28 protein-coding genes and 1 pseudogene are annotated in these 24,891 nt (G+C 70.8%); 21 read left to right on the forward strand and 8 right to left on the reverse strand.

The features are described 5' to 3' along the window. Positions 1-277 precede the first annotated feature (277 nt). Both ACLJN9_RS07625 and ACLJN9_RS07630 read right to left on the reverse strand, forming a co-directional pair. Positions 278-682, reverse strand: a complete 405-nt coding sequence (locus ACLJN9_RS07625) for a DUF6188 family protein (RefSeq protein WP_410810389.1) — start codon at positions 680-682, stop codon at positions 278-280. Between the two features lie 245 nt (positions 683-927). Continuing rightward, the gene (locus ACLJN9_RS07630) at positions 928-1,422 is read right to left on the reverse strand and encodes an SMI1/KNR4 family protein (protein ID WP_410810390.1); all 495 of its coding nucleotides are present in this window, start codon (positions 1,420-1,422) and stop codon (positions 928-930) included. A gap of 454 nt (positions 1,423-1,876) precedes the next feature. Here ACLJN9_RS07630 and ACLJN9_RS07635 point away from each other — a divergent pair, with 454 nt between their 5' ends. Then, positions 1,877-2,050 (forward strand): hypothetical protein, encoded by a 174-nt coding sequence (locus ACLJN9_RS07635; protein ID WP_410810391.1) that lies wholly within the window; start codon positions 1,877-1,879, stop codon positions 2,048-2,050. 186 nt (positions 2,051-2,236) lie between these two features. Here the strand turns inward: ACLJN9_RS07635 and ACLJN9_RS07640 are convergent, their stop codons facing one another. Then, a complete protein-coding gene (locus ACLJN9_RS07640) occupies positions 2,237-2,461 on the reverse strand; it encodes a winged helix-turn-helix domain-containing protein (protein WP_410810392.1) in 225 nt (74 codons plus the stop codon). 496 nt (positions 2,462-2,957) lie between these two features. Here ACLJN9_RS07640 and ACLJN9_RS07645 point away from each other — a divergent pair, with 496 nt between their 5' ends. From ACLJN9_RS07645 to ACLJN9_RS07665, 5 genes and pseudogenes are all read left to right on the forward strand, one after another. Beyond that, positions 2,958-3,176: a flavin reductase gene (locus ACLJN9_RS07645; protein WP_410810393.1), complete on the forward strand. Its 219-nt coding sequence runs from the start codon at positions 2,958-2,960 to the stop codon at positions 3,174-3,176. Next, complete coding sequence (locus ACLJN9_RS07650; protein ID WP_410810394.1) at positions 3,173-3,346, forward strand: hypothetical protein; 174 nt, start codon at positions 3,173-3,175, stop codon at positions 3,344-3,346. The genes ACLJN9_RS07645 and ACLJN9_RS07650 overlap by 4 nt, the downstream gene beginning before the upstream one ends. A 173-nt stretch (positions 3,347-3,519) precedes the next feature. Further along, positions 3,520-4,743 (forward strand): hypothetical protein, encoded by a 1,224-nt coding sequence (locus ACLJN9_RS07655; RefSeq protein ID WP_410810395.1) that lies wholly within the window; start codon positions 3,520-3,522, stop codon positions 4,741-4,743. Positions 4,744-4,996: 253 nt separating this feature from the next. Further along, on the forward strand, positions 4,997-7,828 hold the full coding sequence (locus tag ACLJN9_RS07660) for a hypothetical protein (RefSeq protein ID WP_410810396.1): 2,832 nt from the start codon (positions 4,997-4,999) through the stop codon (positions 7,826-7,828). A gap of 101 nt (positions 7,829-7,929) precedes the next feature. After that, a pseudogene (locus ACLJN9_RS07665) lies at positions 7,930-8,004 on the forward strand (DALR anticodon-binding domain-containing protein); the annotation flags it as partial. A gap of 44 nt (positions 8,005-8,048) precedes the next feature. Here the strand turns inward: ACLJN9_RS07665 and ACLJN9_RS07670 are convergent. Continuing rightward, on the reverse strand, positions 8,049-8,597 hold the full coding sequence (locus ACLJN9_RS07670) for an RNA polymerase sigma factor (protein WP_410810397.1): 549 nt from the start codon (positions 8,595-8,597) through the stop codon (positions 8,049-8,051). 44 nt (positions 8,598-8,641) lie between these two features. On the opposite strand from ACLJN9_RS07670, the gene ACLJN9_RS07675 reads away from it, so the two are divergent. Next, positions 8,642-10,090 (forward strand): serine/threonine-protein kinase, encoded by a 1,449-nt coding sequence (locus tag ACLJN9_RS07675; RefSeq protein ID WP_410810398.1) that lies wholly within the window; start codon positions 8,642-8,644, stop codon positions 10,088-10,090. On the opposite strand, the gene ACLJN9_RS07680 is transcribed toward ACLJN9_RS07675, so the two are convergent. Further along, on the reverse strand, positions 10,065-10,439 hold the full coding sequence (locus tag ACLJN9_RS07680; RefSeq protein ID WP_410810399.1) for a hypothetical protein: 375 nt from the start codon (positions 10,437-10,439) through the stop codon (positions 10,065-10,067). The two genes, ACLJN9_RS07675 and ACLJN9_RS07680, sit on opposite strands and share 26 nt — an antisense overlap. On the opposite strand from ACLJN9_RS07680, the gene ACLJN9_RS07685 reads away from it, so the two are divergent. Next, positions 10,438-10,626, forward strand: coding sequence for a hypothetical protein (locus tag ACLJN9_RS07685; RefSeq protein ID WP_410810400.1), 189 nt, complete (start codon positions 10,438-10,440; stop codon positions 10,624-10,626). The two genes, ACLJN9_RS07680 and ACLJN9_RS07685, sit on opposite strands and share 2 nt — an antisense overlap. A gap of 204 nt (positions 10,627-10,830) precedes the next feature. On the opposite strand, the gene ACLJN9_RS07690 is transcribed toward ACLJN9_RS07685, so the two are convergent. Next, positions 10,831-11,628, reverse strand: coding sequence for an SAM-dependent methyltransferase (locus ACLJN9_RS07690; protein WP_410810401.1), 798 nt, complete (start codon positions 11,626-11,628; stop codon positions 10,831-10,833). Between the two features lie 146 nt (positions 11,629-11,774). Between ACLJN9_RS07690 and ACLJN9_RS07695 the strand changes: the two genes are divergently transcribed. Further along, positions 11,775-12,239, forward strand: a complete 465-nt coding sequence (locus tag ACLJN9_RS07695) for a hypothetical protein (protein ID WP_410810402.1) — start codon at positions 11,775-11,777, stop codon at positions 12,237-12,239. A gap of 52 nt (positions 12,240-12,291) precedes the next feature. Here ACLJN9_RS07695 and ACLJN9_RS07700 read toward each other — a convergent pair whose 3' ends face one another. Further along, positions 12,292-14,691: a glycoside hydrolase family 65 protein gene (locus ACLJN9_RS07700; protein ID WP_410810403.1), complete on the reverse strand. Its 2,400-nt coding sequence runs from the start codon at positions 14,689-14,691 to the stop codon at positions 12,292-12,294. 151 nt (positions 14,692-14,842) lie between these two features. On the opposite strand from ACLJN9_RS07700, the gene ACLJN9_RS07705 reads away from it, so the two are divergent. After that, positions 14,843-15,472: a phosphatase PAP2 family protein gene (locus tag ACLJN9_RS07705; RefSeq protein ID WP_410810404.1), complete on the forward strand. Its 630-nt coding sequence runs from the start codon at positions 14,843-14,845 to the stop codon at positions 15,470-15,472. Between the two features lie 23 nt (positions 15,473-15,495). On the opposite strand, the gene ACLJN9_RS07710 is transcribed toward ACLJN9_RS07705, so the two are convergent. Beyond that, positions 15,496-16,413, reverse strand: a complete 918-nt coding sequence (locus tag ACLJN9_RS07710; RefSeq protein ID WP_410810405.1) for a prepilin peptidase — start codon at positions 16,411-16,413, stop codon at positions 15,496-15,498. Between the two features lie 574 nt (positions 16,414-16,987). Here ACLJN9_RS07710 and ACLJN9_RS07715 point away from each other — a divergent pair. The 11 genes from ACLJN9_RS07715 to ACLJN9_RS07765 all read left to right on the forward strand — a co-directional run bounded on the left by ACLJN9_RS07715 (position 16,988) and on the right by ACLJN9_RS07765 (position 24,883). After that, positions 16,988-17,524, forward strand: a complete 537-nt coding sequence (locus ACLJN9_RS07715; RefSeq protein WP_410810795.1) for a hypothetical protein — start codon at positions 16,988-16,990, stop codon at positions 17,522-17,524. Positions 17,525-17,613: 89 nt separating this feature from the next. Continuing rightward, positions 17,614-18,483: a hypothetical protein gene (locus tag ACLJN9_RS07720; RefSeq protein ID WP_410810796.1), complete on the forward strand. Its 870-nt coding sequence runs from the start codon at positions 17,614-17,616 to the stop codon at positions 18,481-18,483. Between the two features lie 34 nt (positions 18,484-18,517). Continuing rightward, positions 18,518-19,177 (forward strand): SAF domain-containing protein, encoded by a 660-nt coding sequence (locus ACLJN9_RS07725; RefSeq protein WP_410810406.1) that lies wholly within the window; start codon positions 18,518-18,520, stop codon positions 19,175-19,177. A gap of 2 nt (positions 19,178-19,179) precedes the next feature. Continuing rightward, complete coding sequence (locus ACLJN9_RS07730; RefSeq protein WP_410810407.1) at positions 19,180-19,980, forward strand: ParA family protein; 801 nt, start codon at positions 19,180-19,182, stop codon at positions 19,978-19,980. Continuing rightward, positions 19,970-21,514: an ATPase, T2SS/T4P/T4SS family gene (locus ACLJN9_RS07735; RefSeq protein ID WP_410810408.1), complete on the forward strand. Its 1,545-nt coding sequence runs from the start codon at positions 19,970-19,972 to the stop codon at positions 21,512-21,514. Before ACLJN9_RS07730 ends, ACLJN9_RS07735 begins: the two co-directional genes overlap by 11 nt. A 7-nt stretch (positions 21,515-21,521) precedes the next feature. Continuing rightward, complete coding sequence (locus ACLJN9_RS07740; RefSeq protein ID WP_410810797.1) at positions 21,522-22,424, forward strand: type II secretion system F family protein; 903 nt, start codon at positions 21,522-21,524, stop codon at positions 22,422-22,424. Next, complete coding sequence (locus ACLJN9_RS07745; protein ID WP_410810409.1) at positions 22,421-23,293, forward strand: type II secretion system F family protein; 873 nt, start codon at positions 22,421-22,423, stop codon at positions 23,291-23,293. The genes ACLJN9_RS07740 and ACLJN9_RS07745 overlap by 4 nt, the downstream gene beginning before the upstream one ends. A gap of 24 nt (positions 23,294-23,317) precedes the next feature. Then, positions 23,318-23,524 (forward strand): hypothetical protein, encoded by a 207-nt coding sequence (locus ACLJN9_RS07750; RefSeq protein ID WP_410810410.1) that lies wholly within the window; start codon positions 23,318-23,320, stop codon positions 23,522-23,524. Between the two features lie 98 nt (positions 23,525-23,622). Beyond that, positions 23,623-23,976: a TadE family protein gene (locus ACLJN9_RS07755; protein ID WP_410810798.1), complete on the forward strand. Its 354-nt coding sequence runs from the start codon at positions 23,623-23,625 to the stop codon at positions 23,974-23,976. Further along, on the forward strand, positions 23,973-24,440 hold the full coding sequence (locus ACLJN9_RS07760; protein WP_410810411.1) for a TadE/TadG family type IV pilus assembly protein: 468 nt from the start codon (positions 23,973-23,975) through the stop codon (positions 24,438-24,440). The genes ACLJN9_RS07755 and ACLJN9_RS07760 overlap by 4 nt, the downstream gene beginning before the upstream one ends. Continuing rightward, positions 24,437-24,883 carry a pilus assembly protein TadG-related protein gene (locus ACLJN9_RS07765; RefSeq protein ID WP_410810412.1) on the forward strand — a complete coding sequence of 149 codons (447 nt, stop codon included), beginning with the start codon at positions 24,437-24,439 and terminating at the stop codon, positions 24,881-24,883. The genes ACLJN9_RS07760 and ACLJN9_RS07765 overlap by 4 nt, the downstream gene beginning before the upstream one ends. The last annotated feature ends 8 nt before the right edge of the window (positions 24,884-24,891 follow it).

Raw genomic sequence — 24,891 nt, forward strand, 5'->3', positions numbered from 1 at the left:
GCCGCGCGGGCAATCCTATTTCGGCAACCAGTGGCCCTCATCGTCTCCGAGGCGGCCCCGCACGATCCAGCGATCCCCTCCGACAACACCGAAGTTCGCGCCGTCCCATCCGGCCTCACACGCCGTTCCACCAGCGGCCCCGCACGTCCACGGCCAGCGCAAATCGAACGCACGTACGAAGCGTCGGCAGCCGGCGATGTCGGCTCCAGTTGATGCGTTACGGATCGTTGTCACTTGATCCGTGACACGTCCGGCTAGACGATCAGGATTGTGGATGTTACCGGGCGTGACGCGGTTCGGGCTGGGGAGGAAGCTGCCAGTCGGTCTCTCCGCCTGGGCCGACGGTGACGGGGTCGACCCCGATGCCAGTGAGGTGCCAGGACTCGTAGATGTGATCGGGACCGACGTGTAGCTCGATGCCGCTGTCGAAGGTCAGGTGGAGGGCGCCCTTGCCACGGATCTCAACGCTGCTGATGGTCTGGCTGAACAATTCCAGCACGGGTGCCAGGCTGGCACCGGTGTCGGGCTCAAGTTCGTGCCGTTGCCCGCTCGGGTCGAGGAGCAGAAACGACGTTTCGATGACCAGTTCGGCGTCAACGCGGTGGCCGGCGGGGGCGAGCGCGGAGAGGCTGAGGCGAACTTGGTAGTCGAAGGCTGTCCGGTCGACACGGCAGCCGGCCAACGAGGTGGGAACTCTCATCGGGCTTTTCGTGATCTAGGTGTCGGTCGGCGTTGCGCGCTGGCGTGGAGGTTCGGGTTTGCGGGCCTTGAATCTAGCGATCTGCTTGGTCGTAGTGCGGGGGACTTCGGTGAGGAGTTGGTCGCCGTCGTGGATGCGGAAGGTGGTGTTCGCGTCTTCGATGGCGAGGGTTCGACCGGCGTGGCCGACGCCGACCAGCAGACCCCGACCGACTCGTGATGCGTGAGTCAGTCGTCCACGTTGTACGTGGATTCGTCGACGAGGCCTGTCATGAAGGTCTCAAAGTCGGGGGCGAGGACCGTGATCTGGTAGTTCCACTCCTGGTCGACGTGCACAACGGCCGGCTCACCGGGCGAGCGGTAGTCGAGGGCGACCATGTCATGACCCGCCGACTGGCAGTCGGCGAAGTAGATGCCGATGGCGGGGTAGCCCCATTCCGCTACCCAAAATGCGCTGCCGACCTCACCGCAGAGGCTGAAACGAGCATTTCGGCCGATCGCCGCGAGTCTGTACACGCCAACGTGGTCCTCAGCCCAGGAGGTTCGGCTCGGTGCAGGGTGGGCGTCACGGGCGAGGGAGCCGCCGTTGTGTCGACGGGCCAAGTCGACGTACGCGGCGGGCAGCTGGTGTCCAAGCTGCGCCTCCACCGCCCGCAGAACCTCGTCGGTGAGCGGGTCCCCCAGCGGGCCAGTTCCGTCGAAGACAGTTGCGGGATCGAACACGGGTCGACGGTAGTCGGTTGGCCTCAGTCCCAGTCACCTCGGTTAGATCCTCGGGCGTAAGACGGGCACAACTGACACCGAGAAGGGCTGTAAACGGCTGTCAGACAACAGAAGACTTCGCCCAGTTCAACGCGGCGATCCGCCCGGTTCGCCACGATCCATCCGGCATGAGAGGAATTCAGGTTTCAAGCCTCAGGCCCACCCGAGTCCGTGCCCGATCCTTGACTGGTGGACCCGGTGAAGGTCGGCCAGTAGAGGCCAGTCGTAGAGCTTGGCCGGGTCGCCCGTGCGCCCACGACCAGCCCTTAACACGCCTGGCGACCTTGACTCAACTCGATTCCAAAGCTGAGAGTGAACCCTCCTGGGCAAAGGTCCCACTGGCAGAAGGCCCTCATATGGTCGACGTAGTAGAGCCCAGGGTTCTGGCCGAGGTCACGTCGAGGTGCCGCCCCCAGTGGTTTTGCGCATCGTGCAGTACGACGGTGATGAGCCGCAGGCCTACCTGTTCTACTGCGACGACAGCGGCGAGGAGATGACCGACACCGTGCATGACTCCGTTGCCGATGCCATGGAACAGGCCACGGCGGAGTTCGGTGTTCAGCGACACTACTGGAACCTCAGGCAGTAGGGACAGCCCGGCCGCTTCCCACTGCCGCTCGACAGCAACGGCGACAGCAATTGGCCAGGACAAGTACGGCCGGCAGCGACCGGGCGCGGGCAGCCGCCCGAGGTCACAGACGCGGACGGACACCGCCGGACGAGACGAACAGAGCTTGTAGGCGAGGCGTCCCTGGCTCGGCGAGTGCCCCGAGCCCTATCGGGGAAGCGGGTTGGCGACGTAGACGCCTTTGCCTTGCCGGCCGTCGATCAAGCCCTCGGCTTTGAGAACAAGCATCGAGGCGCGGATCACCGTATTACTGACGTCGTAGTGTTCGCACAGGGCAGCGAAGGACGGCAACTTGTCGCCCGGCTTCAACTGGCCGGAGCTGATCTGCTCTCGGATATCTCTGGCGACCTGTAGGTATGCAGCTTCAGACATAGGTGGTGCTCCCAGCTTGGCGGCTGGTGCAAGCAGACCACACCCTCGGCTCGACTTACAACGCTATGTGTCGCAGCTGTTGACCCTGCGCACATTGCGTCCTATGTTGCTTGTGGGGCTACCCAGCTTGGCGGTCGGGTCGTCCTGCCGTGGGTGCCCTGTCTCCGGGCACGGCTGACCGGGTGCCCACGGGACCCCATGCGTCGACGGGAGGCGTCGTGACCAGACCGAACGATGCAACTGCTTCGACCGCAGGTTCCGGCTATGCGACTGGCAATTCCGGCGATTGGCAGCGAAGGTCGGAGAGCAACCGGCGACGCGTGTCCTACGACGAGTACGTCATCGCAGTGGCACTCACCCTGACCCGACGCCACCAGTCGATCTGGTCCTGGCGGCACTGGCGACGCGTCTGCCGCTGCGGAGCCGACCTGCCATGCCGGAGCCGCCACCGCATCCCGATCAACCGCGGTCACTGGCCAAGTCAGGACGGCCCGCAATGACGACCCACCTCCCGATCACGCCGGCCTGGACCTGCGGCGGCTGCGGTTCCGACTGGCCCTGCCACACCCGTCGTCGAGAGCTGCGAGCGGAGTACGACCACGCCCCGGTTTCACTCGCCCTCTACCTGGCCGCCCAACTCGTCGACGCCGCCCCCGACCTCGCTCACGTTCCCGCCGGTCACCTGCACCAACGGTTCCTCGGCTGGACCCGATGAGCATCCTGCGACCCGGGGACGACAAGTTCCACTACAGCGATGGCTCCCACAAATGGATCCCGCCGGACCCCGACTACGACCAGGAGGTCTGGGACGAGCAGGTCCGCCAACACAAGCACGGCCACCTGAGGAACGAGCGCCCGAAGGTCCGCATCCAGCGCCTCGTCTGAGGCCAGAACTACAGCAGCGAAGTACAGCGACCGCGTCAGCCGAATCATATGACTCAGGTCCGCCGCCGAGTGATCGCCGTGAACCTGCCTAACGCCTTCGCCATGGTCAACGTCCGCGGAGCGGGTTGATCAACCGGATCCCGAGGTGGCGGCGACCTGCGATCATCGGCGCCATGCGCAAGATTGCCGTGGCGTTGGCCTTTGTCCTGCTGGCGTCGGGGTGCACCGGCGAGCGCGCCGGAACGAGCACCTCGCAGCCCTCCGCGACCGCCGCCACCGGGTCGCCCGAAGCCGTCATCACCAACGCGCCGCCGCCAGCCTGGCGCCTGGCAACGCTGCCGGAGCTGGCCGGGCCGACCAGTGTGCTGTGGGACGTCGTGTCGGTGGACGCCACGCACGCGTGGGCCGTCGGCAGCGAGGGCTACTCACCGGATCGGCCGGACGACACCGGAAGCCCGTTGATCCTGCAGTGGGACGGGACGCGCTGGGCACGCGCGGCGCTGCCGGCGATCGCGTGGCACGGTCGGATCGACCTTGTCGCGGCCGACTCGCCCTCGAACGTCTGGGCGGTCGGCAGCACCGCCGCCGCCAACCCTGAGGACCAGGTATCGCACGTCCTGCACTACGACGGGACAGCCTGGCGCGAGGTGCCGTTCCCGCAGAGCATGAGCAAGAGCTATGCGCTGATCACGGGGCTGACCGTCGTGGGTGGACAGACCTGGGTCGTGGGCAATCACCAGAGCGATGTGATCATCGAGCAGTGGGACGGCCGGTCCTGGCGGTCGCACCAGTCGCCCGCCGAGTGCCGCACCGGCGGCACGTCCCTCGGTGGCATGCCGAACTTCTGCACCTTCACCGCGATCAGGGCCTTCGGCCCGGATGACGTCTGGGCCGCCGGAAACGGCGCGTGGAAGGGGTTCAAGGGTCCGCTGCTCTTCCATTGGAGTGGCTCAGGCTGGCGTACGGTCCGGGTGGGCATCAACGACCAGGAGTCCTCGTTCAAAGCGCTCGGAGGTCGCTCGTCCGGTGAGCTGTGGGCGGTCGGCGACAATGGGTTGGCCGTGCGCGGCCGCGGCGGATCGTTCGAGGTGCTCCCGGACGCGCCGGGTGGCGCGCTGCCCGACGTGGCGACGGACCCAGCCGGAGTGCCGTGGTTGATCGAGAATTCTCCGGCGCCGAGCGCGGCGCTCGCCGCGTACAGCACGGGCGCGTGGGTCGGTATGCCCGCGCCGCAGCCGCAGGACGCGGTGGGCATGAGCCTGCACGGGATCGCCGGGACACCGGGCAGCACGCTGATGTTCGCGGTGGGCGCGGCCGATCTTCCCACCAACCCGCGCCACCTGAGGGCGGTCATGCTCGAGTACGTGCCAGGCCCGTCGATCGAACCGCGCGTCTGAGCCGGTCCACCTCGACCGTTCGGGGCGGGCCGAGAGCCTCTGGGGCATCGAGCACGACTACCGCGACCTAACAACTGCCCCGGGCCTCGCCGTTCTACGGCAACTGCGGTACCCAACCGCGGGTGCCGGCGGCGTCGAAAGCCGCCCCCTAGGGATGGCGCCTCCTCGCTACGATGACGCCCGTCGGCGTCGATCGGGGTGCCGCCACGGGGAGGTAGACGTCCACATGAAACGCCTCAGAGCTGCTATCCCGATGACGGTCCTCGCCGTCACGGCCGCTGTGCTGACCACCGTCGCTCCGGCCTCGGCCGCCGACTCGTTTAATACGCCTCTGACGAGCTGGGCCTATCTCGACTCGCAGAATCCACACGCGAAGGTCGTCGATGCGGCGGTGGCACCGCCGGTCGGCACGTCCCGCGACGACGCCGGCCGGACGCACACCTATCGCTCCTACTTCACGTACGACCTGACCAGGTTGAAGGGTACGGTCGTCCACAACTCGTACCTGTGGACGAACGAGAATACGGTCGCCGACTGCTCCGCCCCGGCGACCATCGAGGTGTGGCGGACCCGCCCGGTCAAGGGCAACACGACCTGGCTGCGCCCGCCGGCCGAGCTTGAGAAGCTCCTGAGCGCCAAGCGGGGCGCCGGTGCCTACTACTGCCCGAGCTACCTGGGCTTCGACATGGTGGCCACGGTCAACGCGGCGCTGGGCCGGCACGAGAAGAGCATCACCCTGGAGTTCCGGGTCACCGCCGATCAGGAAGCCGACGCGCGGACCGGTCGTACCTTCGACAAGCCGGTGCTCAGTGCGACCGTGAACCATCCGCCCACGGTCACGCGCCTCCATCTGGCGTACCCGGACCGACCGTGCGGCACGCTGGTCAAGCCGTCGCCGGCGGCGCGGAACACGGTGTTCGCAGCTACCGCCACTGATGCCGACGAGGGCGACCACCCGAGGGTGCTGTACGCGATCTGGCCGGTGGACCATCCCGATCAGCGTCGGGAGTTCAATGACTACAACGGCACCGACCTGAGCCAGTACGCCGACGGCACGCTCCTCGCCTGGCAGGCACAGGCCAGCGACTACTACGACCAGGGTCCGTGGAGCGCGAACTGCTACCTCGTCATGGACCGGACCGCCCCGGCGAATCCGCCGAAGGTCTCGTCGCGAACCTATCCCGAGGGCGACACCCCGGGCGGTGGCACCGGCATCGAGGGGACGTTCCGCTTCGACGGTGCCGGCGACCGTGACGTCGTCGCGTTCGTCTGGCGTGACTCGATGGGATATTACGGGCAGATTCCGGCCAAGCGCCCGGGCGGCAAGGCGATCCTGAAGTACACCCCGAAGCTGCGGTTCGAGACTGACCTCTATGTCGCGTCCGTCGACGCGGCGGGCAACCGCGGGCCCGAGAAGGACTACCGGTTCCGGGTCGCCGAGACGGCACCGCACGCCGATGTCACGGTGAAGGGCGTCGGCCTGCCGAGCACGATCACCTTTGTCGCGTCGAAGCCCGAGACCACCGCCTTCGGATACCAGCTCAAGGACGGCCCGGAGGTCCGCCTCCCAGCGGTCGACGGCCGGGCGACCGGTCCCATCACGTTCGCCGCCACCGGCCAGGTCGAGGTGGCCGTCCGGAGCTACGCCAAGAACAAGCTGATCGGGCAGGAAACCGTGCAGGTCTGGGTCACCGACGCCCCCGGCGTGGAGTCGGCGGAGTTCAACCTGGACACCGATCAGGTCGCGGGCACATCCGGCTCGTTCCGGTTCACCCCGCACAGCAACGATGTCGTCGCCTACCAGTACAACCTCGACGACGAGTGGAAGACCATTCCGGCGGCGGACGACGACACTGCCGTACTGCCGTGGACGGCGACGCCGGGCTGGCATTCGATGACCGTACGGTCGGTGCGCTCAGATGGATCGACGTCGATGGACGCGGACTACCAGTTCAACGTCATCGACACGCGTCCGACCGCCTACGCCAACGACCTGAACAGCTGGCCGCGCCGGGACGGGGTCGGCGTGCCGCTGAGCATCGAGTTGAACAGTCAGCTGCCGAACCTGACGGGATTCGTCTACCGATTCGACGGCGGCGCCGAGCAGACCGTGTCCAACGAGGGCAATCCGTACGCTTACATCTCGGTCACGCCGAAGCACGCCGGCGACAATGCCGTGGTCCTCCAGGCGCTGTTGTCGGACGGTACGCGATCGCCCGCCACCACCTACACGTTCGGCATCTGGTCCGGTCCCGTGGTCACGCACACGCCCGAGGGCAGTGGCACCGTCGGCCGGCCGGCGACGTTCACCTTCCACCCGGGGCTGCCGGATGTCGCCTCCTACCGCTACTCGTTGAACGGCGCCGACGAGGAGACGATCGCGGCCGGTCCCGACGGCACCGCGACGGTCACGTACACGCCGGGCTCGTGGGGCTACAACGATGTGCGGGTCACGAGCGTTGGTGCGGACGGCACCGAATCGGACCTGCGGGTTGAGCCCTTCGATGTCCGCGACAACAAGGTCGACGTCTACAGCATCTACGACTGGTCGCGCAAGGGGATCGGCTGGACCGGATACTTCTACTTCAGCACCCAGTTGTTCGGCGAGGTGACCGAGTACCACTACCGCGTCAACGACGGTCCGGAGCAGGTCCTTCCGGCCAGCACCGACGGCACGTCGACGCAGGTCGCGGTGCCGTTCGAACGCAATGGCACGAACACGCTGCACGTACAGAGCCTGACGGCGGGCGGCGAACTCTCACCCGTGACGGACTACGACTTCACGGTCGGCAACGCGCCCTACGTCGCGAGCGCCCAGTATCCGGACGGCACCTGGTCGGGCGGTGGCGGTGTTCCCGGCACCTTCGAGTTCAGCGGCGGCACCGCGGGAATCGTGTCCTTCTCCTGGCAGATCGACGGCGGCCCGTCGACGGACGTGCCGGCCGACAGCAACGGGAAGGCATCGATCACCTACACGCCGGCACAGAGCTACGAGACGCACACCTTGTCGGTGATCGGCCACAAGGCGGACGGCACCGACACCGATGCCACCCGGTACGGCATCTACGTGGCCAACGGCGCCTGACGACGACCGCGCTGCGCAACGGCCGGCCCCTCCGGCGTCAGTGTTCAGGACGCCAGGGGGGCCGGCCGTTGCCGACACCCCCGATCGCGCTACATCCGATGCTCTGCGACCTGACCGCGCGGGTGCTCCGGCAGGGGCTTCACCTGCTCGACATCCGGACTCCCGAACGGATGTGATCAGTGTCGGGATGGATGGGACCTGACGGTGGCGGTTGGTGGCGTCAGGCGGCCTGCAGCGAGGCGCGTACGTGCCGTCGCGCCTCGTGGATGCGTGACTTCAGGGTGCCGAGCGGAATGGCGAGGTGGTCGGCGATCTCGTCATAGGTCAACTGGCACAGGTCGCGCAGCACCAACGGGGCGACCAGCTCGGGCCGGTGGGCCTCCAGTCGTTCCAGCGCGTCCATCAGGTCGAGCCGGGAACCCGCGATCACACTCGTACTCCGTGGGTCTGCGGCATCGAGCGGGAGGAGCGGCGTGGGCTGCTCGACGGCCCGGCGCTTGAGGCTCCGGTACGTCTGCCGGGCGCAGTTGGCCGTTACGACGTACAACCAGGTGGAGAACTTCGAGCGTCCTGCGAAGCCGCCGATGTTGCGGGCGACCTGCAGGAGGGCATCCTGGCAGGCCTCCTCGGCGTCCTGCCGACACGGGAGGAAGCGCAGGCACTGCCGCATGACCTGCGGGCTGATCCTGATCAGCAGTCCGTCGAGAGCGGCGGCGTCGCCCGTGGCGGCGCGACTGGCGATCTCCTCGATTTCAAGATCGTTCAACATGCTCAGGCCCCGTTCCTCAGCGTTGTGTCGGCCATAATACGGGCGTGTCAGTACCCGACAGGATCGGCCGATATCGCATTGTGCGTCGTATCGGTTCCGGAGCGTTCGCCACCGTGTGGCTCGGTGCCGACGATGCTCTGGACGCGTCCGTCGCGATCAAGGTGCTGGCAGACAACTGGTCGTACCACGCCGACCTGCGGGAGCGCTTCGCGCAGGAGGCGCGGATCATGCGGCGCACCGATTCCAGCCTGCTCGTGCGTGTGCTCGACGTCGGTGAGCTTCCGGACGGGCGGCCGTATCTGGTGATGCCGTACGCGACCGGTGGCACCCTCGCGGATCGGCTCGACTCGGGGCCGATGCCGGTACGTGAGGCACTGCTCGTCGCGGTCGACATCGCCGGTGCCGTCGCCGTGCTGCACGAGGCCGGTGTGCTGCACCGTGACCTCAAGCCGTCCAATGTGCTGTTTCAGCCGGCCGCGGACCGGGATCGGGTGCTCGTCGCCGACCTCGGCCTGGCCAAGGCCCTCGCGAACGCGTCCGGCTTCACCATCGCCGCCGGTACACCCGGTTACATGCCACCCGAGCAGGCGACACCCGGTGGCGGCCTGGACATCCGCGCCGACATCTACGCGATCGGCGCGACCATGTACCACATGCTGACCGGCCAGCCGCCGGAGCAGGCCAGCCGCGCGGGCAGGGGTGGCCGGTCGTTGCCCCGGCCGTCCCAGGTACGGCCCGGCGTTCCCTCCATGGTCGACGATGTGGTGCGACGCGCGCTGCACCAGGACCCGCGGCAACGCTGGGCATCTGCCGAGGCCATGATCGAGGCGCTGCACCGGGTCATCGCCTCGATGGAACGGGGAACGAACCGTGGCCGGGTCGTGCGAGGGCTGGGGCGGGTCGTCGGCGTCGGGACTGCTCTGGCCGCGGTTCTGGCGACGACGGGTTCCAGCGCCGCGCTGCCGGCTCGGTCGGGCTGGGTACGCGTACACGATGTGTCTGGTGCTCTTTCGGTAGCGGTGCCGCCGAGCTGGGCCGGTCAGTTGAAGGACGCCGGCTGGGACCCGTCGGCGCTGCGACTTCCCGCTGGTGACGCGCCGGGTCTCGTGGTTGCCCCGGACCTTGCGGTCTGGCCGGATCCGGCGAGTGGAATCCCCGGTGTGTTCGTCGGTGCGAGCAGAGCCCTGCTTGCCGGCGGCCCGGAGCCCGCGTTCCCCAGCCACACGTCCTGCGTCCGACAACCGGACCGCACCGTGGACGTGGGCGGTAGCGCGGCGCGGGTGCGGCGGTGGACAACATGTGGTGCCTCGGTCTCGTTCAGCGAGGTGGTGCTCGCCGTACCGCGGCGCGGCTTCGGCGTCTACCTGCAGATCAAGCAGGTCGGCGACGCCGACCTGACCGACGAGATCCTGGCCGGCCTGCGGTTGTCCAGCTCGCTGGCACCGCAGGCCGCCCGGTCGGGTCCGTCTACTCGTAGCAGTTCTGGTTGGTGAACTGCAGGGTCAGCTCGGTGACGACGCCCTTTCTCGTCACGATGCGGTAGGAGGCCTTGCTGTTGCCGGGCACCTTCACGTTGCCGCGACCGTCGGTCGCGCCCGAGTCCCCGTCGACCGGCTTCCACGCGGGGTAGAGCCGACGTATCTCGGCGGTTGCCATGCCGATGTGCGCTCCCTCGGGCGTCGTGACACTGCCGTACGCGTCGATGGTGGCGATGCCCAGAGTCTTGGAGAGGAGGACGACACCCTTTTCGTTCGGGGCGGCGCGAAGGTGTCCCCTCGTGCAGAACGCGGTCGGGCCGAAGTCGCCCAGCAGCCCCGTCGCGGTGGCCTGCTGGCGGGTCATGCCGAGCTTCAGCGAGCCGATGCCAGCCGGGCCGAGGACGAGCGTGGTGGTGGCGCTGCTCGATGGCCGGACAGACGGTGTGGACGACGCGGACGGCGTGGGTGGCACGGGTGATGCCGACGTGTCCGTGGTGGGCGCGCTGGTCGTCTGCCCCGGCGACCCGGCCGGCGCAGCGTCGCCACTCTGAAGCGCGGGTGAGGTGCACGCCCCTACGAGCAGGAGGCAGGTGAGGGTTCCGACCACAGGCATTACACGCATCGTTGACTCCTGGCTGATGACGCGGTCTTGTTGTCGTAGGGTTCGATGCCCCCGGACCGGAGTCTGTTCGCCGTACCGACTTGTGAGGCACGTCACGCCACGCTGGACAGCCGGCGACCGGAGGGGAAAGGGATCAGGGGCGGACGCCGACCCCCGCGTACCCGTGCGACTCCACGGCCTCCGGGTCGCCGTCCGGCCGCCACCGGGTGGTCGCCACCAGGCCGGGCTCCACCAGGTCGTACCCGTCGAAGAAGCGCAGCGTCTCGGCGTGCGTGCGGGGCACGAGCGGGGCGCTGCTGGCGCGGTAGACGGCCTGCCCCCGCTCGGCCAGCTCCGGCGCGATGCCGTCCAGCGTCAGGTGGGACAGCACCAGGTGACTACCGGGCGCGGAGGCGTCACGCAGCCGGGCGATCGCCGCCCACGGGTCGGCCTCGTCCGACACGAAGTGCAACACCGCGAGGAGCAGCACCGCCACCGGGCGGTCCAGGTCGAGCATGCCCCGCACGTCCGGGTGGGCCAGCAGCTCGTCCGGCCGGCGCAGGTCGCCCTGAATGACCGCGGTCCCGGGCGCGCCGGCCAGCAACTGCCGGGCGTACGCGACGGCCACCTCGTCGTAGTCGACGTAGACGACCCGCGCGTCGGGGGCCACCGCCTGCACCACCTCGTGCACGGTGCCCTGGGTGGGCAGCCCGGCACCGATGTCGAGGAACTGGCGGACGCCCTGCTCGGCGGCGTACCGGACGGCCCGGCGCAGGAAGTGCCGGTTGGTCTGGGCGGCGACCCCGGTCTCCGGGAAGATCTCCAGCACCCGTTCGGCGGCGGCCCGGTCGGCGGCGAAGTTGTGACTCCCACCCAGGAAGTAGTCGTACATCCGGGCGACGTTGGGTCGGGCGGTGACGTCGGTCGTGTCGGGTGCCGGCAGGTCGGTCACGAGGGGGTCCCTTCGACGGTGAGGTCGGATCTCGATGTCTAGCACCCGGGGCGACGACCCGCTGGCCCCTCCTGTCGTTGATCCGGCTGCGCCCCTGGTCACCGCCGACGACGGTGGGGGCACCGACTCATCGAGGAGCCATGCCGATGACCAGTCAGCGGGAGACCGTGCGGGTCGACCACGATCTGTTCCGTGCCGTGTACGACTCACCCGCGTCGCTGCCCGGCCGGCACCGGTGGACCACGCCGGAGTCGGACGTCCGGCGGCTGGAGAAGCTGCTCGGGATGCCGGCGCGCAGCATCGGCGCCCCGCTCTGGGTCAGCGGCGACGATCCGGACTGCCCGAAGTGCGGCCGGCGGGTCACCTGGTACGACATCGTCTCGTCGGCGCTCTCCGGCCTGCACGACAAGACCATGATCGCCACCGTCATCCTCGGCGAGCACAGATACGTCAACACCGAGGTGCCCGACGCCATCCCCGGCGTCCGCTGCGCCGACTGCCACACCGCGATCGACGGCCTACGCAGCTTCAAGTGCCACAACTGGGCGTACGCCTTCGAAGCGCTGGAGGCCGTCCGCGAGCGGATGGCCGGCGGGCCCGGGCCGACCTGACCATCCCCGCCGCCGACCGGCCCGGCACCGTGGCGGCCGGCCCGGTGACGGGTCAGCCCGCCGAGCGGCGGGACGGGCGGCGACCGGGCGGTGAGTGCGGCTCCGGGCCGGGGTCGGGCAGCGGCGGCATCGGCCGGACGACCGGCGCGGCACCGGTGACCCGCACCTGCTCGCCGTGGTGCCACAGCTCGACCACGGCCTCGGGCGCGGCGTCGGGCAGCTCGTAGCGAGCCTCGGCGGGAGTCAGCGTGACCCGCAGCCGATGGTCACGCCAGCGCAGGCTGAACGCCAACCGGTCGATCCGCCGGGGCAGCCGGGGGTCGAAGGAGAGCCCTCCCCGGTCGTCGCGCAGCCCACCGAAGCCCTGCACCAGCGCGAGCCATGCCCCGGCCAGCGAGGCCAGGTGCAGCCCGTCGGCGGATTTGTCGCCCAGGTCCGCCAGGTCCTGCAGAACCGACTCGGCGAACAGGTCGTACGCCAGGTCCAGGTGCCCGACCTCGGCGGCCAGCACGGCCTGCGGTGCGGCCGACAGCGACGAGTCGCGGACCGTGCGGGCCTCGTAGTAGGCCAGGTTGCGGGCCTTCTCGTCGGCGGTGAACTCACCGGGGCAGAGCAGCATGGCGAGCACCAGGTCGGCCTGCTTGACCACCTGTTTGCGGTACAGCTCCAGGTAGGGGTAGTGCAGCAGCAGCGGATAGTGGTCCTCGTCGGTGTTCGCGAAGTCCCACTCCGGCTGCTGGGTGAACCCGGCGGCCTGCTGGTGCACCGCACGCTCCCGGTCGTACGGAACAAAGACCGCGTCGGCTGCGGCGCGCCAGGCCGACACCTCGGCCGGGTCCACGCCGAGCCGGCCGGCCAGGTCGGGATGACGCTCGGCGGTGTCCGCCGCGCCCCGCAGATTGCGCCTGGCCATCAGATTCGTGAAGACGTTGTCGTTGACCAGCGCGGCGTACTCGTCCGGGCCGGTCACCCCGTGCAGGTGGAACGCGCCGTCGTCCGACCAGTGGCCGAAGCCGTGCCACAGTCGGGCGGTCTCCACCAACAGCTCCAGCCCCTGCTCGGCGAGGAAACGCCTGTCGTCGGTGGCCGCCACGTAGCGCAGCACCGCGTCGGCGATGTCGGCGTTGACGTGCAGCGCGGCGGTGCCGGCCGGCCAGTAGCCGGAGCACTCCCGGCCGCCGATGGTTCGCCACGGGAAGGTGACGCCGGTCAGCCGCAGCTCGGCGGCCCGCTCCCGGGCCTCCGGCAGGTGGGCGTGCCGCCAGCGCAGCGCCGAGCGGGCCACTGCCGGGGCCAGGTAGGTGAGCACCGGCAACACGTAACTCTCGGTGTCCCAGAGGACGTGCCCGTCGTAGCCGTTGCCGGTCAACCCCTTGGCCGGAATGGTCCGGTCGGAATCCGGACGGCCGGCCTGGATCAGGTGGAACATCGCGAACCGGACCGCCTGCTGGAGCTCGGGGTCGCCGTCGAGCAGGACGTCGGCAACCTGCCAGGCCGCGTCGAGGGTGGCCCGCTGGTCGGCGAGCAGCGCGTCGAAGCCGTCCGCGCGGGCCGCGTCCGCCTCGGCGGCCACCAGGTCGGCCAACTCGCCGGGGGGCGTCCCGTCGACCGACGCGCACTCGTACGCGGCGAACTTGGTCAGCCGCAGCCGCTCGCCCGGATGCAGCCGACCGGTGATGGTCAACCGGACGCGGTCCGGGGTGCAGTCCCCGGTGGTGGTCACCGTGGCCGGCGCGTCCACCACATGGCTGACCGCCACGGCGACGCGTTGGCCGCTGCGCTCGGTGCGGTGCACCAGCACCCCGTCGAGGTCGGCCGCGCGGTTCGCCTCGGCGGTCAGGGGGTGGGGAAGCACCGTCGCTGCCCGGGGGTCGTCCGAGCGCTCCGGCACCGGCTCGTTGGCCAGCAGGTCCGAGCAGACCCGCAGCTCGACGGGGGCGTCCAGCGGCTCGACCTCGTATCGGACGGCGGCGACCGGACGGCGCGGCAGGGACACCAGCCGGGTGCTGCGGATGCGAACCCTCCGCCCCGCGGGCGACGTCCACTCGGTCTCCCGGCGCAGCACACCGGCGCGCAGATCGAGTAGTCGCTCGTGGCTGCGCAGCGTCCCGGTCCGGATGTCCAGCGGCTCGTCGTCGACCCAGAGCCGGATCAGCGCGGCGTTCGGGGCGCTGATGACGGTGTCACTGGCCTGCGGAAAGGCGTACCCCTCCTCGGGGTAGCCCAACTCACGCCGCTCGTGGAGCCCGTTGACGTAGCTGCCCGGCATCCCGCACGGCGCGCCCTCGTCGAGGACGCCGCGCCAGCCGATCCACCCGTTGCTCAAGGCGAAGATCGACTCGGTCTCGCCGAGTCGATCGAGGTCTGCCGCCGTACGCCGGATCCGCCAGGTCTCCCCGTCCACCGACCCGTCAGCGGACGGCGGTGGGCCGGTGGTCGAACTGGTGTGCACAGAGCCTCCTGTGGGTGCCGACGTCCCTGTCCAGAGAAGCAGAGTCGACTGTGTGATCGCTGAACGAAGAACACCTCCTCCTCTGCCCCCTGGCCAGTTCCCACCCTGTCTCCCAGATGAACGGGGTATGAACATCTGGTGAGGTGATGTCATGGCCGACACCGGCAGCATGGACGTTCCGGAGATCAGCGCCGAGTGGTACCGCGACGTGGTCGGCGTCGCCGCCGGCAGCCCGCAGCCCGTGCAGTGGTTCGTCGGGCACGCCACCGAGGCGATCATCCTGCTGCTCGGCGCGCTGCTGCTGCTGGCCGCGCTGAGCCGCCGGGCCGGCGGCCCGCACGACCGGGCACTCGCCCTGGTCGCGCCGGTGCCGACCCTCCTGGCGTACGCGGGCAGCGAGTGGCTCAAGACGGTGGTGGACGAGGAACGCCCGTGCCGGACGATGGGTTCGGCGATCATCGCGGGTACCTGCCCGCCCCCGGGAGACTGGTCGTTCCCCAGCAACCACGCCACCCTGGCGGGTGCGCTGGCCGTCACGACGCTGCTGCTGTCCCGCCGACTCGGACTTGTCGCGCTGCCGCTGGCCGCCCTGGCCGCCTTCTCCCGGGTCTTCGTGGGCGTGCACTACCCGCACGACGTGGCCGCGGGCGTGCTGTTCGGCGCCCTGGTCGCCGCGCTGGTCACCCCGCTGCTGGCCCGCGTGGCAACCGGGGCGCTCCGCCGCCGGCCCAACCGCGCCCGCCACCCGGTCCCCGACCTGGCCGGTCGACCCCGCCCCTGACAGGATCGCGGGCAGCGCGGGGGTCAGGTGGCTGCCAGGAGGGCGCCCACGGTGCCCAGCAGCAGGAACGGGCCGAAGGGCAGATGGGTTGCCCAGCCGGCTCGACGGGTGGCCAGGAGGCCCAGGCTGACCATGGCGGACAGCCCGAACGAGAGCAGCATCCCGAACATCAGGACCGGCCATCCGTACCAGGCGAGCAGCGCGCCCACGCCGAGCGTCAACTTGGCGTCGCCGAGGCCGAAGCCACGGCGGCCGAGCAGCAGCGTGCTGGCCGCGAAGAGCAGGGCCAGGCCCGCACCGGCGGTGACGGCACGCAGCCACGGCCCGGTCTGAGCGTCGCCGAGGGTCGCGACGCCGAGCAGCAGCCAGGTCCCGGCCGCCGCCGGCAGGGTGAGCCGGTCCGGCAGCCGGTGCACGGCCACGTCGACGAAGACCGCCGGGATCGTCCAGCCGAGCCACCAGGCCAGCGCCGCCAGCGCACCGACCGGCGCGTCGACCAGCGCCAGCAGGACCACGGCGGCGAGTACGGCCAGCTCGACCGTGCCCGGCGGGGGGCCCACCCGGGCCCGGCAGCCCCCGCACCGGCCGGCCGGGCCGAGCGCCGGCCAGGGCCGGGTCAGGACGACCGTCGTACCGCAGGCGTCGCAGCCGGTCCGGCTGGCGGTCCCCGGGGGTACGGCGTGGCGCAGGGCGGCCAACCGCAGCAGCGGACTGACCGCCAGGATCGCCGGCACGGCCGAGAGCGGGGAGCGTGCGGCTTCGACAGCCGGTGCGCGGACGTTCGGCGCCGGCTCACCGGGTGTCGTCGTACCGCCGGACGGTGGGGGTGCGGCTCCCCGATCGGGCGGGTTCTCCTGACCCGAGGCGGCGGCCGAGGGCCCGGTCAGCGCCATGTCGACGCCACTGGGCGCGGGGCGTGGCCCGGGCGGGCGAACACGCATCGTGACCGGACGATCGCTTGGGTGTGACGGATGGCGCGGAAAGCGACAGGCGTGACCGGCCGCCGGACGGCGTCCTCGGCGGGAGCCGACCGGGCCGGTGCGCCGTTCGACAGGACGCGCCGGTCGGGCGCTGGCCCCGGCCGGATGCCGGGATGACGCCGCGATGTCCCACTCCCGGGACCCGCGGAGGGGCCAGGGCCTGACCGCCACGGCGTGCGCCGCCCACCCCTGGGCGACCTCTCGGTCGGCAATCGCTCGGAGCGTAGGCCGGACACCCACCACCACCACCTGTCATCACGGAGAGTGTTCAGTTGAATTGCCTCTGTTGCATCGGCGAGCGTCAGCCTATGCTCGCCCCTTGGGTGTGACGCAAGCCTCACCTCAACAACCGGAAGACACAGGACCCGGCATTTGTAAAAGATCCGTATCGGTGAATGCAGAAGCGCAAAGAACAGCTCCGGATGTGCTGATCCGGGCGCGCTTCCGCATGCCCGGCGGCGGTGAGCACCTCACCGCGCCGGTGCGACCACGAGGAGGCTCGACGGTGCGCGGACGGCAGCTCAGACGAGCGGCAATCTGCCTGCTGACGGTCGTGGCGGCGGTGTCATGCACCGGCTGCGGCAGCGGACGGGAGGCCGCCGAACGGCCGGTCGCGACCCGGGGCGACGCGCAGGCCGTGGCTCCGGAGGTCGAAAGGCGGGCCGCCGAGAAAGCGGCGCTCGACGCGTACTCCGGTTATCTCACGGCCTCGCGCACGGCGAGCCGACGCAGTGATCCATACGCGCCGGAACTGTCCCGGTTCCTCGCCGATCCGCTGCTCACTCGGGTCCGGGTGTCCATTCGCGAGGCCAAGGAGCACGGCGCGTTGCGTACCGGGACGTTGAAGTCCGACCCGGCCGTGACAGCGGTCAGCCTGGACTCGAACCCGGCCACCGTGGACATCCAGGACTGCCTGGACGCGACCGGCTACCGGCTGGTCTACGCCAAGGACCAACGGGTGGTCCCGGGCAGTGGCGGCGGCCGGCACCTCGCCACCGCCACCGCCGCGCGCTATCCCGACGGCCGGTGGCTGATCAAGTCCAGCGCGGGGCACCAGGACCAGCCGTGCTGACCTGGGGAGGAAGGGGTGGCCCGGCCCGCACCGCCCGGGTCGGGACGCCCCGCCGAGCACTCACCGGGATCGGTCTCGTGCTGCTGCTGATGGTCGGCGGAACGCTGCCGGCATTCGCCGCCAAGCGCGCCGACCCCGGCGGGGAGTGCCCCGTCGACCAGCCGGACTGCAGCGTCTGGGACGACGAGCCCGGCACGCCGGGCGGTCCCGGCGGTGGTGGGGACAACGGCGGCGGGAACTCCGGCGGCGGCGGTGGAGGCGGCGTCTGCCAGTGGGGCGGCCGGACCATCCCCTGCTACGACAGTTTGTTGGGCTGGTTCAACAACGGCGACGGCTGCTACTACAAGGTGACAAACGGGCCGGTCGCGCCGCCCGAGGATCAGCAGTGGTATCTGCAGACCTGCAACGGCGGCGACCTGGGTGCGCAGGACGTGGTGCTGCGGAACGGGCCGCCACCCGGCTACGGCGCGCCGCCGGACCCGCAGGAGTTGGCGCGTCGCGCCCTGGCCTCGATCAAGCTGCTTCCGGCGCGGCTCAGGGTGGCGCCCCGCAAGAGCGTCGGCCCCGGCCTGGTCGGTCTGCCGGTCTGGATGTGGGCGACGCCGAGCGCCAACTACTTCGGCCCGCTGCGCGCCTCCGCGACCGACCGTGGCCTGACCGTCTCCATCGAGGCGAAGGTCGACCAGATCGTCTGGGACATGGGCAACGACGTGGAGGTGCCCTGCGACGGTCCCGGCACCCCGTACGACCCGAAGGGCAGTCGCGCCGGTCAGTCCTCCCCGGACTGCGGCTACGACAGCGGCTACCCGAAGGCCGGCACCTACCAGGTTGGCGCCACCACGCACTGGAAGGTGCGCTGGTGGACCGACGGTGGCGTCGAGGGCGAACCGATCCTGCAGACCCGGACCAGCGGCACCGTGCCGATCCAGATCAACGAACTCCAGGTGGTGACGCGATGAACGCGAGGAACGAGCTGCTCCGGGCGGTGGCCCGGTGAGTATCGCGACGCGCAACGGGACCACTCCGGTGGACGCGCCGGTCAGCCCACCCAAGGTGGTCCGTCAGCGGCGGGTCCGCCCGGGGCTGCTCGGTCTGGCCGTACTCCTGATCGCCCTGGGCGGGCTGGGCGCGGCCTTCGCGGTCACCTCGGTCCGGGCCACCGGCAGCTACCTCGCGGTGGCCCGGCCGGTGCAGGTGGGCGGAGAGATCAGCCAGGCCGACCTGGTCACCGTGCAGGTCGCCGGCGGCCAGGGGTTGCGCCCGGTGCCCGCCGGACGGTTGGACGAGGTGATCGGCAAGCGAGCCGCGGTGGCGCTCGTCCCGGGCACCCTGCTCACCCTGGGGCAGGTCACCGACGACCCGTTGCTCGGCCCTGGCCAGCAGCAGATCGCGCTCGGGCTGAAGACCGCGCAGGTGCCGGCGCGCGAGTTGCACCCCGGGGACAAGGTCCTCCTGGTCAGCACACCGGACGACAACGCCACCGAAGGGGCCGCCACCGCCGGCACCCGGTTCACGGCCACGGTGATCGACATGGACAGCCCGGCGAACGACGACAGGGTGCTGTACCTGGCGCTCGCCGTCCGGGACGTCCCTGCGGTGGTGGCACTGGCCGCCCAGGAGCGGATCGCCGTCGTGCTGACCGAGGCGTCCTGAACATGGCGATCATCGCGCTGGTGTCGGCGAAGGGCTCGCCTGGCGTCACCACCTCGGCGTTGGCCTGCGCACTTGCCTGGCACCGCCGGCTGGTGCTCGCCGAGTGCGACCCGGCGGGCGGGTCGATCCTTGCCGGTTACCTGGGTGGTCAACTGGACGGGCCGCGCGGCATCGGCGAGCTGGCGGTGGGAGAGCTCCGCGACGGCAACCTGGAGACCGCGTTCTGGTCCCAACTGGTCGACCTGGACGCGCCCCGCCGGGAACGGCTGCTGCTGCCCGGGCTGGTCGACCCGACCCAGGCCGGCAGCGTCACTCCGCTGTGGCAACGCTTCGCCGACTACTTCAACGCCCTGGACCGCGGCACACCCGGCTACGACGTGCTGGTCGACTGCGGGCGGCTGCACGTCGGCGGTCCCCCGTGGCCTCTCCTGCGGGCCGCCTCGGTGGTGCTGCTGGTGACCCGGGCCCACCTGCCGGACCTCTCCGGCACCCGGGCGGTGGTCAGCGCGATCGAGCGGGACTTCGCCGAACACCGGGTCCCCCCGGGCACCCTGCGGCTGCTGCTGGTCGGCGGAGGGCACGGAAGGGCCGAGATCAGCCGCGCGCTGAAGCTGCCGGTGATCGCGCGGCTGCCGCACGATCCGCGTACCGCCGGGGTGCTCGGCCTGGGCGGGACGGTGCGGGCCGGACGGCCGCTGGTGCGCGCGGCGGCCGCCCTGGAGGTGCCGGTCGGCGCGCTGCTGGAACGACGGCGGGCCCGGCTGGCGTGGCCGGCGCGGCAGGGAGTGCCGGATGCGGTTTGAGCCGGTCTCCGCCGACCCGCGCCAGCAACCGCCGGGCGCCACCTCCACCGCGCCACCGCTGCCCACGCCGAACGGTCGGCACCAGTCGGTGGCGGTGCCGTCACCGACGCCGACGCCCGCCGCCGGCGCGCCCCCGGAGCCGACGCCCCGCCCCCGAATGGACTTCCAGGTGGTCCGGGAGCTGCGCCGGGAGCTGACCGAACGGCTCACCCAGTGGCAGCGCGGCCGGGAGTTCACCGTCGACGAGGAGGACACCGAACGGGCCCGGTTGGCCGTCGCGGTGGTCTCCGAGTACGCGGACTCGGTCCGCCGGGCCGGCACGCCCATGGCCTCCGGCGAGGAACGCCTGCTGCTCGACCAGGTGACCGCCGAGCTGGTCGGGCTCGGCCGGCTGCAGACCCTGCTGGTCGACAACACCATCGAGGAGGTGCACATCCTCGGCTGCGACCAGGTGCGCATCACCCGACATGGCGGCGGGGTGGACTGGGCCGAGCCGATCGCCGACAGCGACAGCGAGCTGGTGGAGATCCTCCAGGCGGCGGCCCGCCGGGCCGGCGCGACCGAGCGGTCGCTATCGACCGTGAAGCCCACCCTCGACCTGCAACTGCCCGACGGCAGCCGGCTGGCCGCGGTGTTCCTGGTCAGCCACCGCCCGTACGCGGTGATCCGCAAGCACAACACCCTGGACGTCAGCCTGGACGACGTGGCCGGCGCCCGGGGCGACCTGGACGAGATGATCGATCCGCTGCTGCGCGACTTCCTCCGTGCCGCGATGCGCGCCGGGCTCAACATCATGGTCGCCGGGCTGGCGGGCGCCGGAAAGACCACGATCATCCGGGCCTTGATGAACGAGATCCCGGCCGACGAGCCGTACGTGCTGCTGGAGGAGAGCCGGGAGCTGCTGCCGGCCCGCCGTCGGGAGCGACACCGGGCGGTGATGAGCTTCGAGGCCCGCGAGGGGCACGGTGAGCGCGGCTTCGACGGCCGACCGGCCGGTGAGGTGACCATCGCCGACCTGATCCCGCTCTCGCTGCGGATGGGTGTGCTGCGGATCATCGTCGGTGAGGTGCGGTCCCGGGAGATCGTGCCGATGTTGCAGGCGATGACCACCAGCCGGGGTTCGATGTGCACCATCCACGCCCGTACGTCGGCAGGCGTCGGTGAACGGATCGTCGAGTTGGCGTTGGCGCACGGTCGCGAGATGACCGTCGACCAGGCCCGCCGGATGGCCGGCAACGCTCTCGACCTCATCGTCTACGTCACCGTCGAGGACGAGACCGCGATCGGCGGACGCAAGCACCGGTTCGTCTCGCACGTGGAGGAGGTGATCGGCGCAGGTGAGGCCGGCCGGATCACCACCACCACCGTCTTCGGCCCCGGCCCGGACGGGCGCGCGGTCCCCCGGCACCTACCGGAACGGGTCCGCGACCAGCTGCTGCGGGTGGGTTACGACGCCCGGCTGTTGACCAGGTGGATCGAGGCCGGCACCGGCGCCTGGCGCCGGCCTCGGCAGACCCGACTGGCCCGGCGGTGACCCGATGATGAGCAGCCTCGAGGTGATCGCGGTGGTTTCCGGGGCGGCCTGTGTCGCCGGGCTGCTGCTGGCCGTGGTCGCGCTGGTCGGCACCCGCCGTCCCCCGACGGTGTCGGGCCCGGGCACCGGCTCGGGGCTGAGCCGGCTGTGGCGCGGCTCCGGCGCCACCCCCGGGGAGCAGCGGGCCCACCAGGCGCTGCTGATCGCCGCGCTGGTCGCTGGCGCGTTGGCCTTCCTGTTGACCGGGCTGCCCGTGGTGGGTCTGCTGGTGGCCGTGGCGGTGCCCGGCACCCCGTGGTTGTTCGGTGTGGGCAAGGCGGAGCAGCGGGCGATCGCCCGGGTGGAGGCGGTCGGCGAGTGGACCCGCCGACTCAAGGATGTCTCCGGAACAGGGCAGGGCCTCCAACAGTCGATCATCGGAACGCTCGGCAGCGTGCCGCCCGGCATCGAGGACGAGGTTCGGTTGCTCGCCGCCCGACTGCAGGCCGGCTGGCTGGCCCGTTCGGCTCTGTTGGCGTTCGCCGACGAGATCGGCGACCCGGTCTGCGACCAGGTGGTGGCGGCGCTGATCCTGCACCTCAGCGACCGTGGCGAGCGGCTGGGTGACGTGCTCGGCTCGATCGCCGGCGCGGCGGCCGCCGAGGTGGCCACCCGACGGGAGATCGAGGCGAAGCGCACGCAGCCCCGGTTCGCGGTCCGGTTCCTGACCGGAATGACGCTGGCGACCCTGGCGTACGGGCTGGTCAACACCGAGTACATCAAGCCGTACGGCACAGCGGCGGGTCAGCTGGTGATGGCCGCCCTGGGTGCCGCCTTCGTCGGCCTGCTGGCCTGGGTGCGGTCGATGAGCCAACCGCAGCGACCCGCCCGGTTCCTGCCGGCACCGGATCCGCAGGAGGTGATCGCGTGATCCTGAACCTGCACCTGGCCATCGCGGTGTGCGGTGGCGCCGCGGTCGGGCTGGGCCTGTTTCTCGTGGTCCGCGAGCTGGTACCGGCGGCTCCGGCGCTCGGGCCGGCGCTGCGCCGGCTGCACCAGCCGGTGGGCACCGGCCGGATCGCCGATCCCACCTCCCGGCGGCTGGACTGGCTGACCGGGTTGTCCCGCTGGCTGCGGCCACCGCACCGGCAGCTCGCGCTGATCGGCCAGACCCCCGAGCAGTACGCGCTGTCGGTGCTGCTCTCCGCGCTGATCGGGCTGGCCACGCCGACCCTGCTCGGCGTGGCCCTGCTCGTGCTCGGCATCTCGTTCCCGCTGGCTGTGCCGGTGCTCGGCAGCCTCGGCCTCGCGTTGATGGGCGGGTTGCTGGCGCACCGGTCGGTGCTGACCAAGGCCGACGCCGCCCGCGACGAGTTCCGTCAGGCCGTCTGCACCTACCTGGACCTGGTGGCGTTGCAACTCTCCGCCGCGCACGGGCCGGTCCAGTCGTTGGAGCGGGCCGCGGCGGTCTGCGACGGCTGGGTGTTCGACCGGATCCAGGAGTCGCTGCGGATCGCCCAGATGCAGATGCACGCGCCCTGGGACGAGCTGCGCGACCTCGCCGACAAGATCGGCATCCCGGAGCTGGGCGACGTCGGCGCGATCATGCGCTCCTCCGGCAGTGAGGGAGCGCAGGTCCACGAGACCCTGCGCAGCCGGGCCGACTCACTGCGCGACCAGATCCGCACCGACAACCTCGCCCGCGCCGAGGGCGTGACAAGCCGACTCGACATTCCGGGCGCACTGCTCGTCTTCGTGCTGCTCGGCTTCGTCGTCTATCCGTTCATATCCCGCGTCTGATCCGACCCCGAGAAGGAGTACGCCATGTCCATCCTCAGCTACCTGCACGTCGTGATGACGACGCGCCTGGCCGAGCTACGCCGCGACGGCGAGCGTGGTGACAGCCCGGTGCCCACCGCAGTGATCATCTTCGGTCTGGTCTTCATCGCCACGATCGTCACCGGCCTGGCCCTCGCCAAGGCCAACAACTGGATGAAGGCGATCCCGGACCACACCAACCCGAAGGGTTAGTGGGCGTGTGCCGAGCCGCGTTCCCGAGGTGGTGCCGGGCGGCCGACGCTGCCCGGTGCCACCTCGCGGCCGGCGACCGGGAGCGGGGCGCCAACCCGGTGGAGCTTGCCGTGGTGATGCCGCTGATCCTGGTGCTGCTCTTCGCCTCGCTCCAGGTCGCGGCCGTCTTCCTGGCTCGCTCCACAGCGTTGAACGCCGCCCAGAGCGGGGTCAACGCCGAGCGGTTGTACGACGCCAGGGACGGCGCCGGGTCGGCCAGCGCCACCCGCTTCCTGAACGCCGCCGGCGGCTGGCTGGTGGGCTGGGACAAGACCGGCCCGCGCTGTGTGACCACCGCAGACACCGAGGTGACGTGCACGGTGCAGGGCCGGTCCCTGTCGGTGGTGCCCGGCGTGGACTTCCCGGTGCGGCAGACCGCCCACGGGACGGTGGAACGGCTGACCGCACCGTGAGCGGCGGCGCCGAGCGGGGCTCGGTCTCCATCGAGGTGGCGGTGCTCGCGCCCGCCTTCATAGCGCTCATGGTGCTGGCCGGCGTCGCCGGGCGCAGCGCGGTGGCGGCGGAGGCCCTCGAAGCCGCCGCGCACGACGCGGCCCGCGCCGCCTCGATCTCCCGAGACTCGAAGACCGCCCGGATCGCAGCACGGGAGGCCGCGGTGCAGCAGCTGAACTGGCGCGGCCTCGCCTGCGCCAATGCCCTGGAGCCGGCGTTCTCCGGCTCGGTTGCCGGCAAGCCCAGCTCCTTCGACGCGGCCTTCCGTAGCCCCGTCGGTCAGGACGCCACCGTCAGCGTGAGGATCACCTGTGTGGTGTCCTTCCGGGACCTCTCGCTCGACGTGGTGCCCGGGATGCCGACCGGGAACGAGATCAGTGCGGTCTTCACCTCCCCGCTGGACCGCTACCGGAGCCGGCGGTGACCGCCACCGCGCCGGAGCGGGCGACCGGCACCGGGGAGGACGGCCGGGTCAGCATCTTCCTGGCGGTGGCGATGATCGGCGTACTGGCCATCGTGGGCCTCACCTTCGACGGCGCCGGGCAGTTGCGCACACTGCAACGCGCCGAGAACCTGGCGGCCGAGGCGGCCCGTGCCGGCGGTCAGGCAATCGACCGGGCCACCGCGATCGAGGGCGGACCCAAGCGGATCGACCAACCGCAGGCCCGCGTCGCGGTCGCCAACTACCTGGCCTCCGCCGGCACGGCGGGGCACGACGTGAGCTTCCCCGAGGTCGCCGGGCAAACGCTGATCCAGGTACGCGTCACGATCACCTACCACCGCTCGATGCTCGGGCTGTTCGGCTTCACCGAACGGGTCACCGTCACCGGTGAGGCAACCGCGCGAGCCATCACCGCAGGACCGTAGGAAGGAAG

Source organism: Micromonospora sp. 067-2 (assembly GCF_046549295.1).
Taxonomy (GTDB): domain Bacteria; phylum Actinomycetota; class Actinomycetes; order Mycobacteriales; family Micromonosporaceae; genus Micromonospora.

Excerpts from the sequence above, each read along its gene's own strand:
- ACLJN9_RS07640 (WP_410810392.1), bottom strand. The coding sequence starts at position 2,461 with ATGTCTGAAGCTGCATACCTACAGGTCGCCAGAGATATCCGAGAGCAG.
- ACLJN9_RS07645 (WP_410810393.1), top strand. The coding sequence starts at position 2,958 with ATGACGACCCACCTCCCGATCACGCCGGCCTGGACCTGCGGCGGCTGC.
- ACLJN9_RS07650 (WP_410810394.1), top strand. The coding sequence starts at position 3,173 with ATGAGCATCCTGCGACCCGGGGACGACAAGTTCCACTACAGCGATGGC.
- ACLJN9_RS07655 (WP_410810395.1), top strand. The coding sequence starts at position 3,520 with ATGCGCAAGATTGCCGTGGCGTTGGCCTTTGTCCTGCTGGCGTCGGGG.
- ACLJN9_RS07660 (WP_410810396.1), top strand. The coding sequence starts at position 4,997 with ATGACGGTCCTCGCCGTCACGGCCGCTGTGCTGACCACCGTCGCTCCG.
- ACLJN9_RS07670 (WP_410810397.1), bottom strand. The coding sequence starts at position 8,597 with ATGTTGAACGATCTTGAAATCGAGGAGATCGCCAGTCGCGCCGCCACG.
- ACLJN9_RS07685 (WP_410810400.1), top strand. The coding sequence starts at position 10,438 with ATGCCGAGCTTCAGCGAGCCGATGCCAGCCGGGCCGAGGACGAGCGTG.
- ACLJN9_RS07680 (WP_410810399.1), bottom strand. The coding sequence starts at position 10,439 with ATGACCCGCCAGCAGGCCACCGCGACGGGGCTGCTGGGCGACTTCGGC.
- ACLJN9_RS07695 (WP_410810402.1), top strand. The coding sequence starts at position 11,775 with ATGACCAGTCAGCGGGAGACCGTGCGGGTCGACCACGATCTGTTCCGT.
- ACLJN9_RS07705 (WP_410810404.1), top strand. The coding sequence starts at position 14,843 with ATGGCCGACACCGGCAGCATGGACGTTCCGGAGATCAGCGCCGAGTGG.
- ACLJN9_RS07710 (WP_410810405.1), bottom strand. The coding sequence starts at position 16,413 with ATGCGTGTTCGCCCGCCCGGGCCACGCCCCGCGCCCAGTGGCGTCGAC.
- ACLJN9_RS07720 (WP_410810796.1), top strand. The coding sequence starts at position 17,614 with ATGGTCGGCGGAACGCTGCCGGCATTCGCCGCCAAGCGCGCCGACCCC.
- ACLJN9_RS07730 (WP_410810407.1), top strand. The coding sequence starts at position 19,180 with ATGGCGATCATCGCGCTGGTGTCGGCGAAGGGCTCGCCTGGCGTCACC.
- ACLJN9_RS07735 (WP_410810408.1), top strand. The coding sequence starts at position 19,970 with ATGCGGTTTGAGCCGGTCTCCGCCGACCCGCGCCAGCAACCGCCGGGC.
- ACLJN9_RS07740 (WP_410810797.1), top strand. The coding sequence starts at position 21,522 with ATGAGCAGCCTCGAGGTGATCGCGGTGGTTTCCGGGGCGGCCTGTGTC.
- ACLJN9_RS07750 (WP_410810410.1), top strand. The coding sequence starts at position 23,318 with ATGTCCATCCTCAGCTACCTGCACGTCGTGATGACGACGCGCCTGGCC.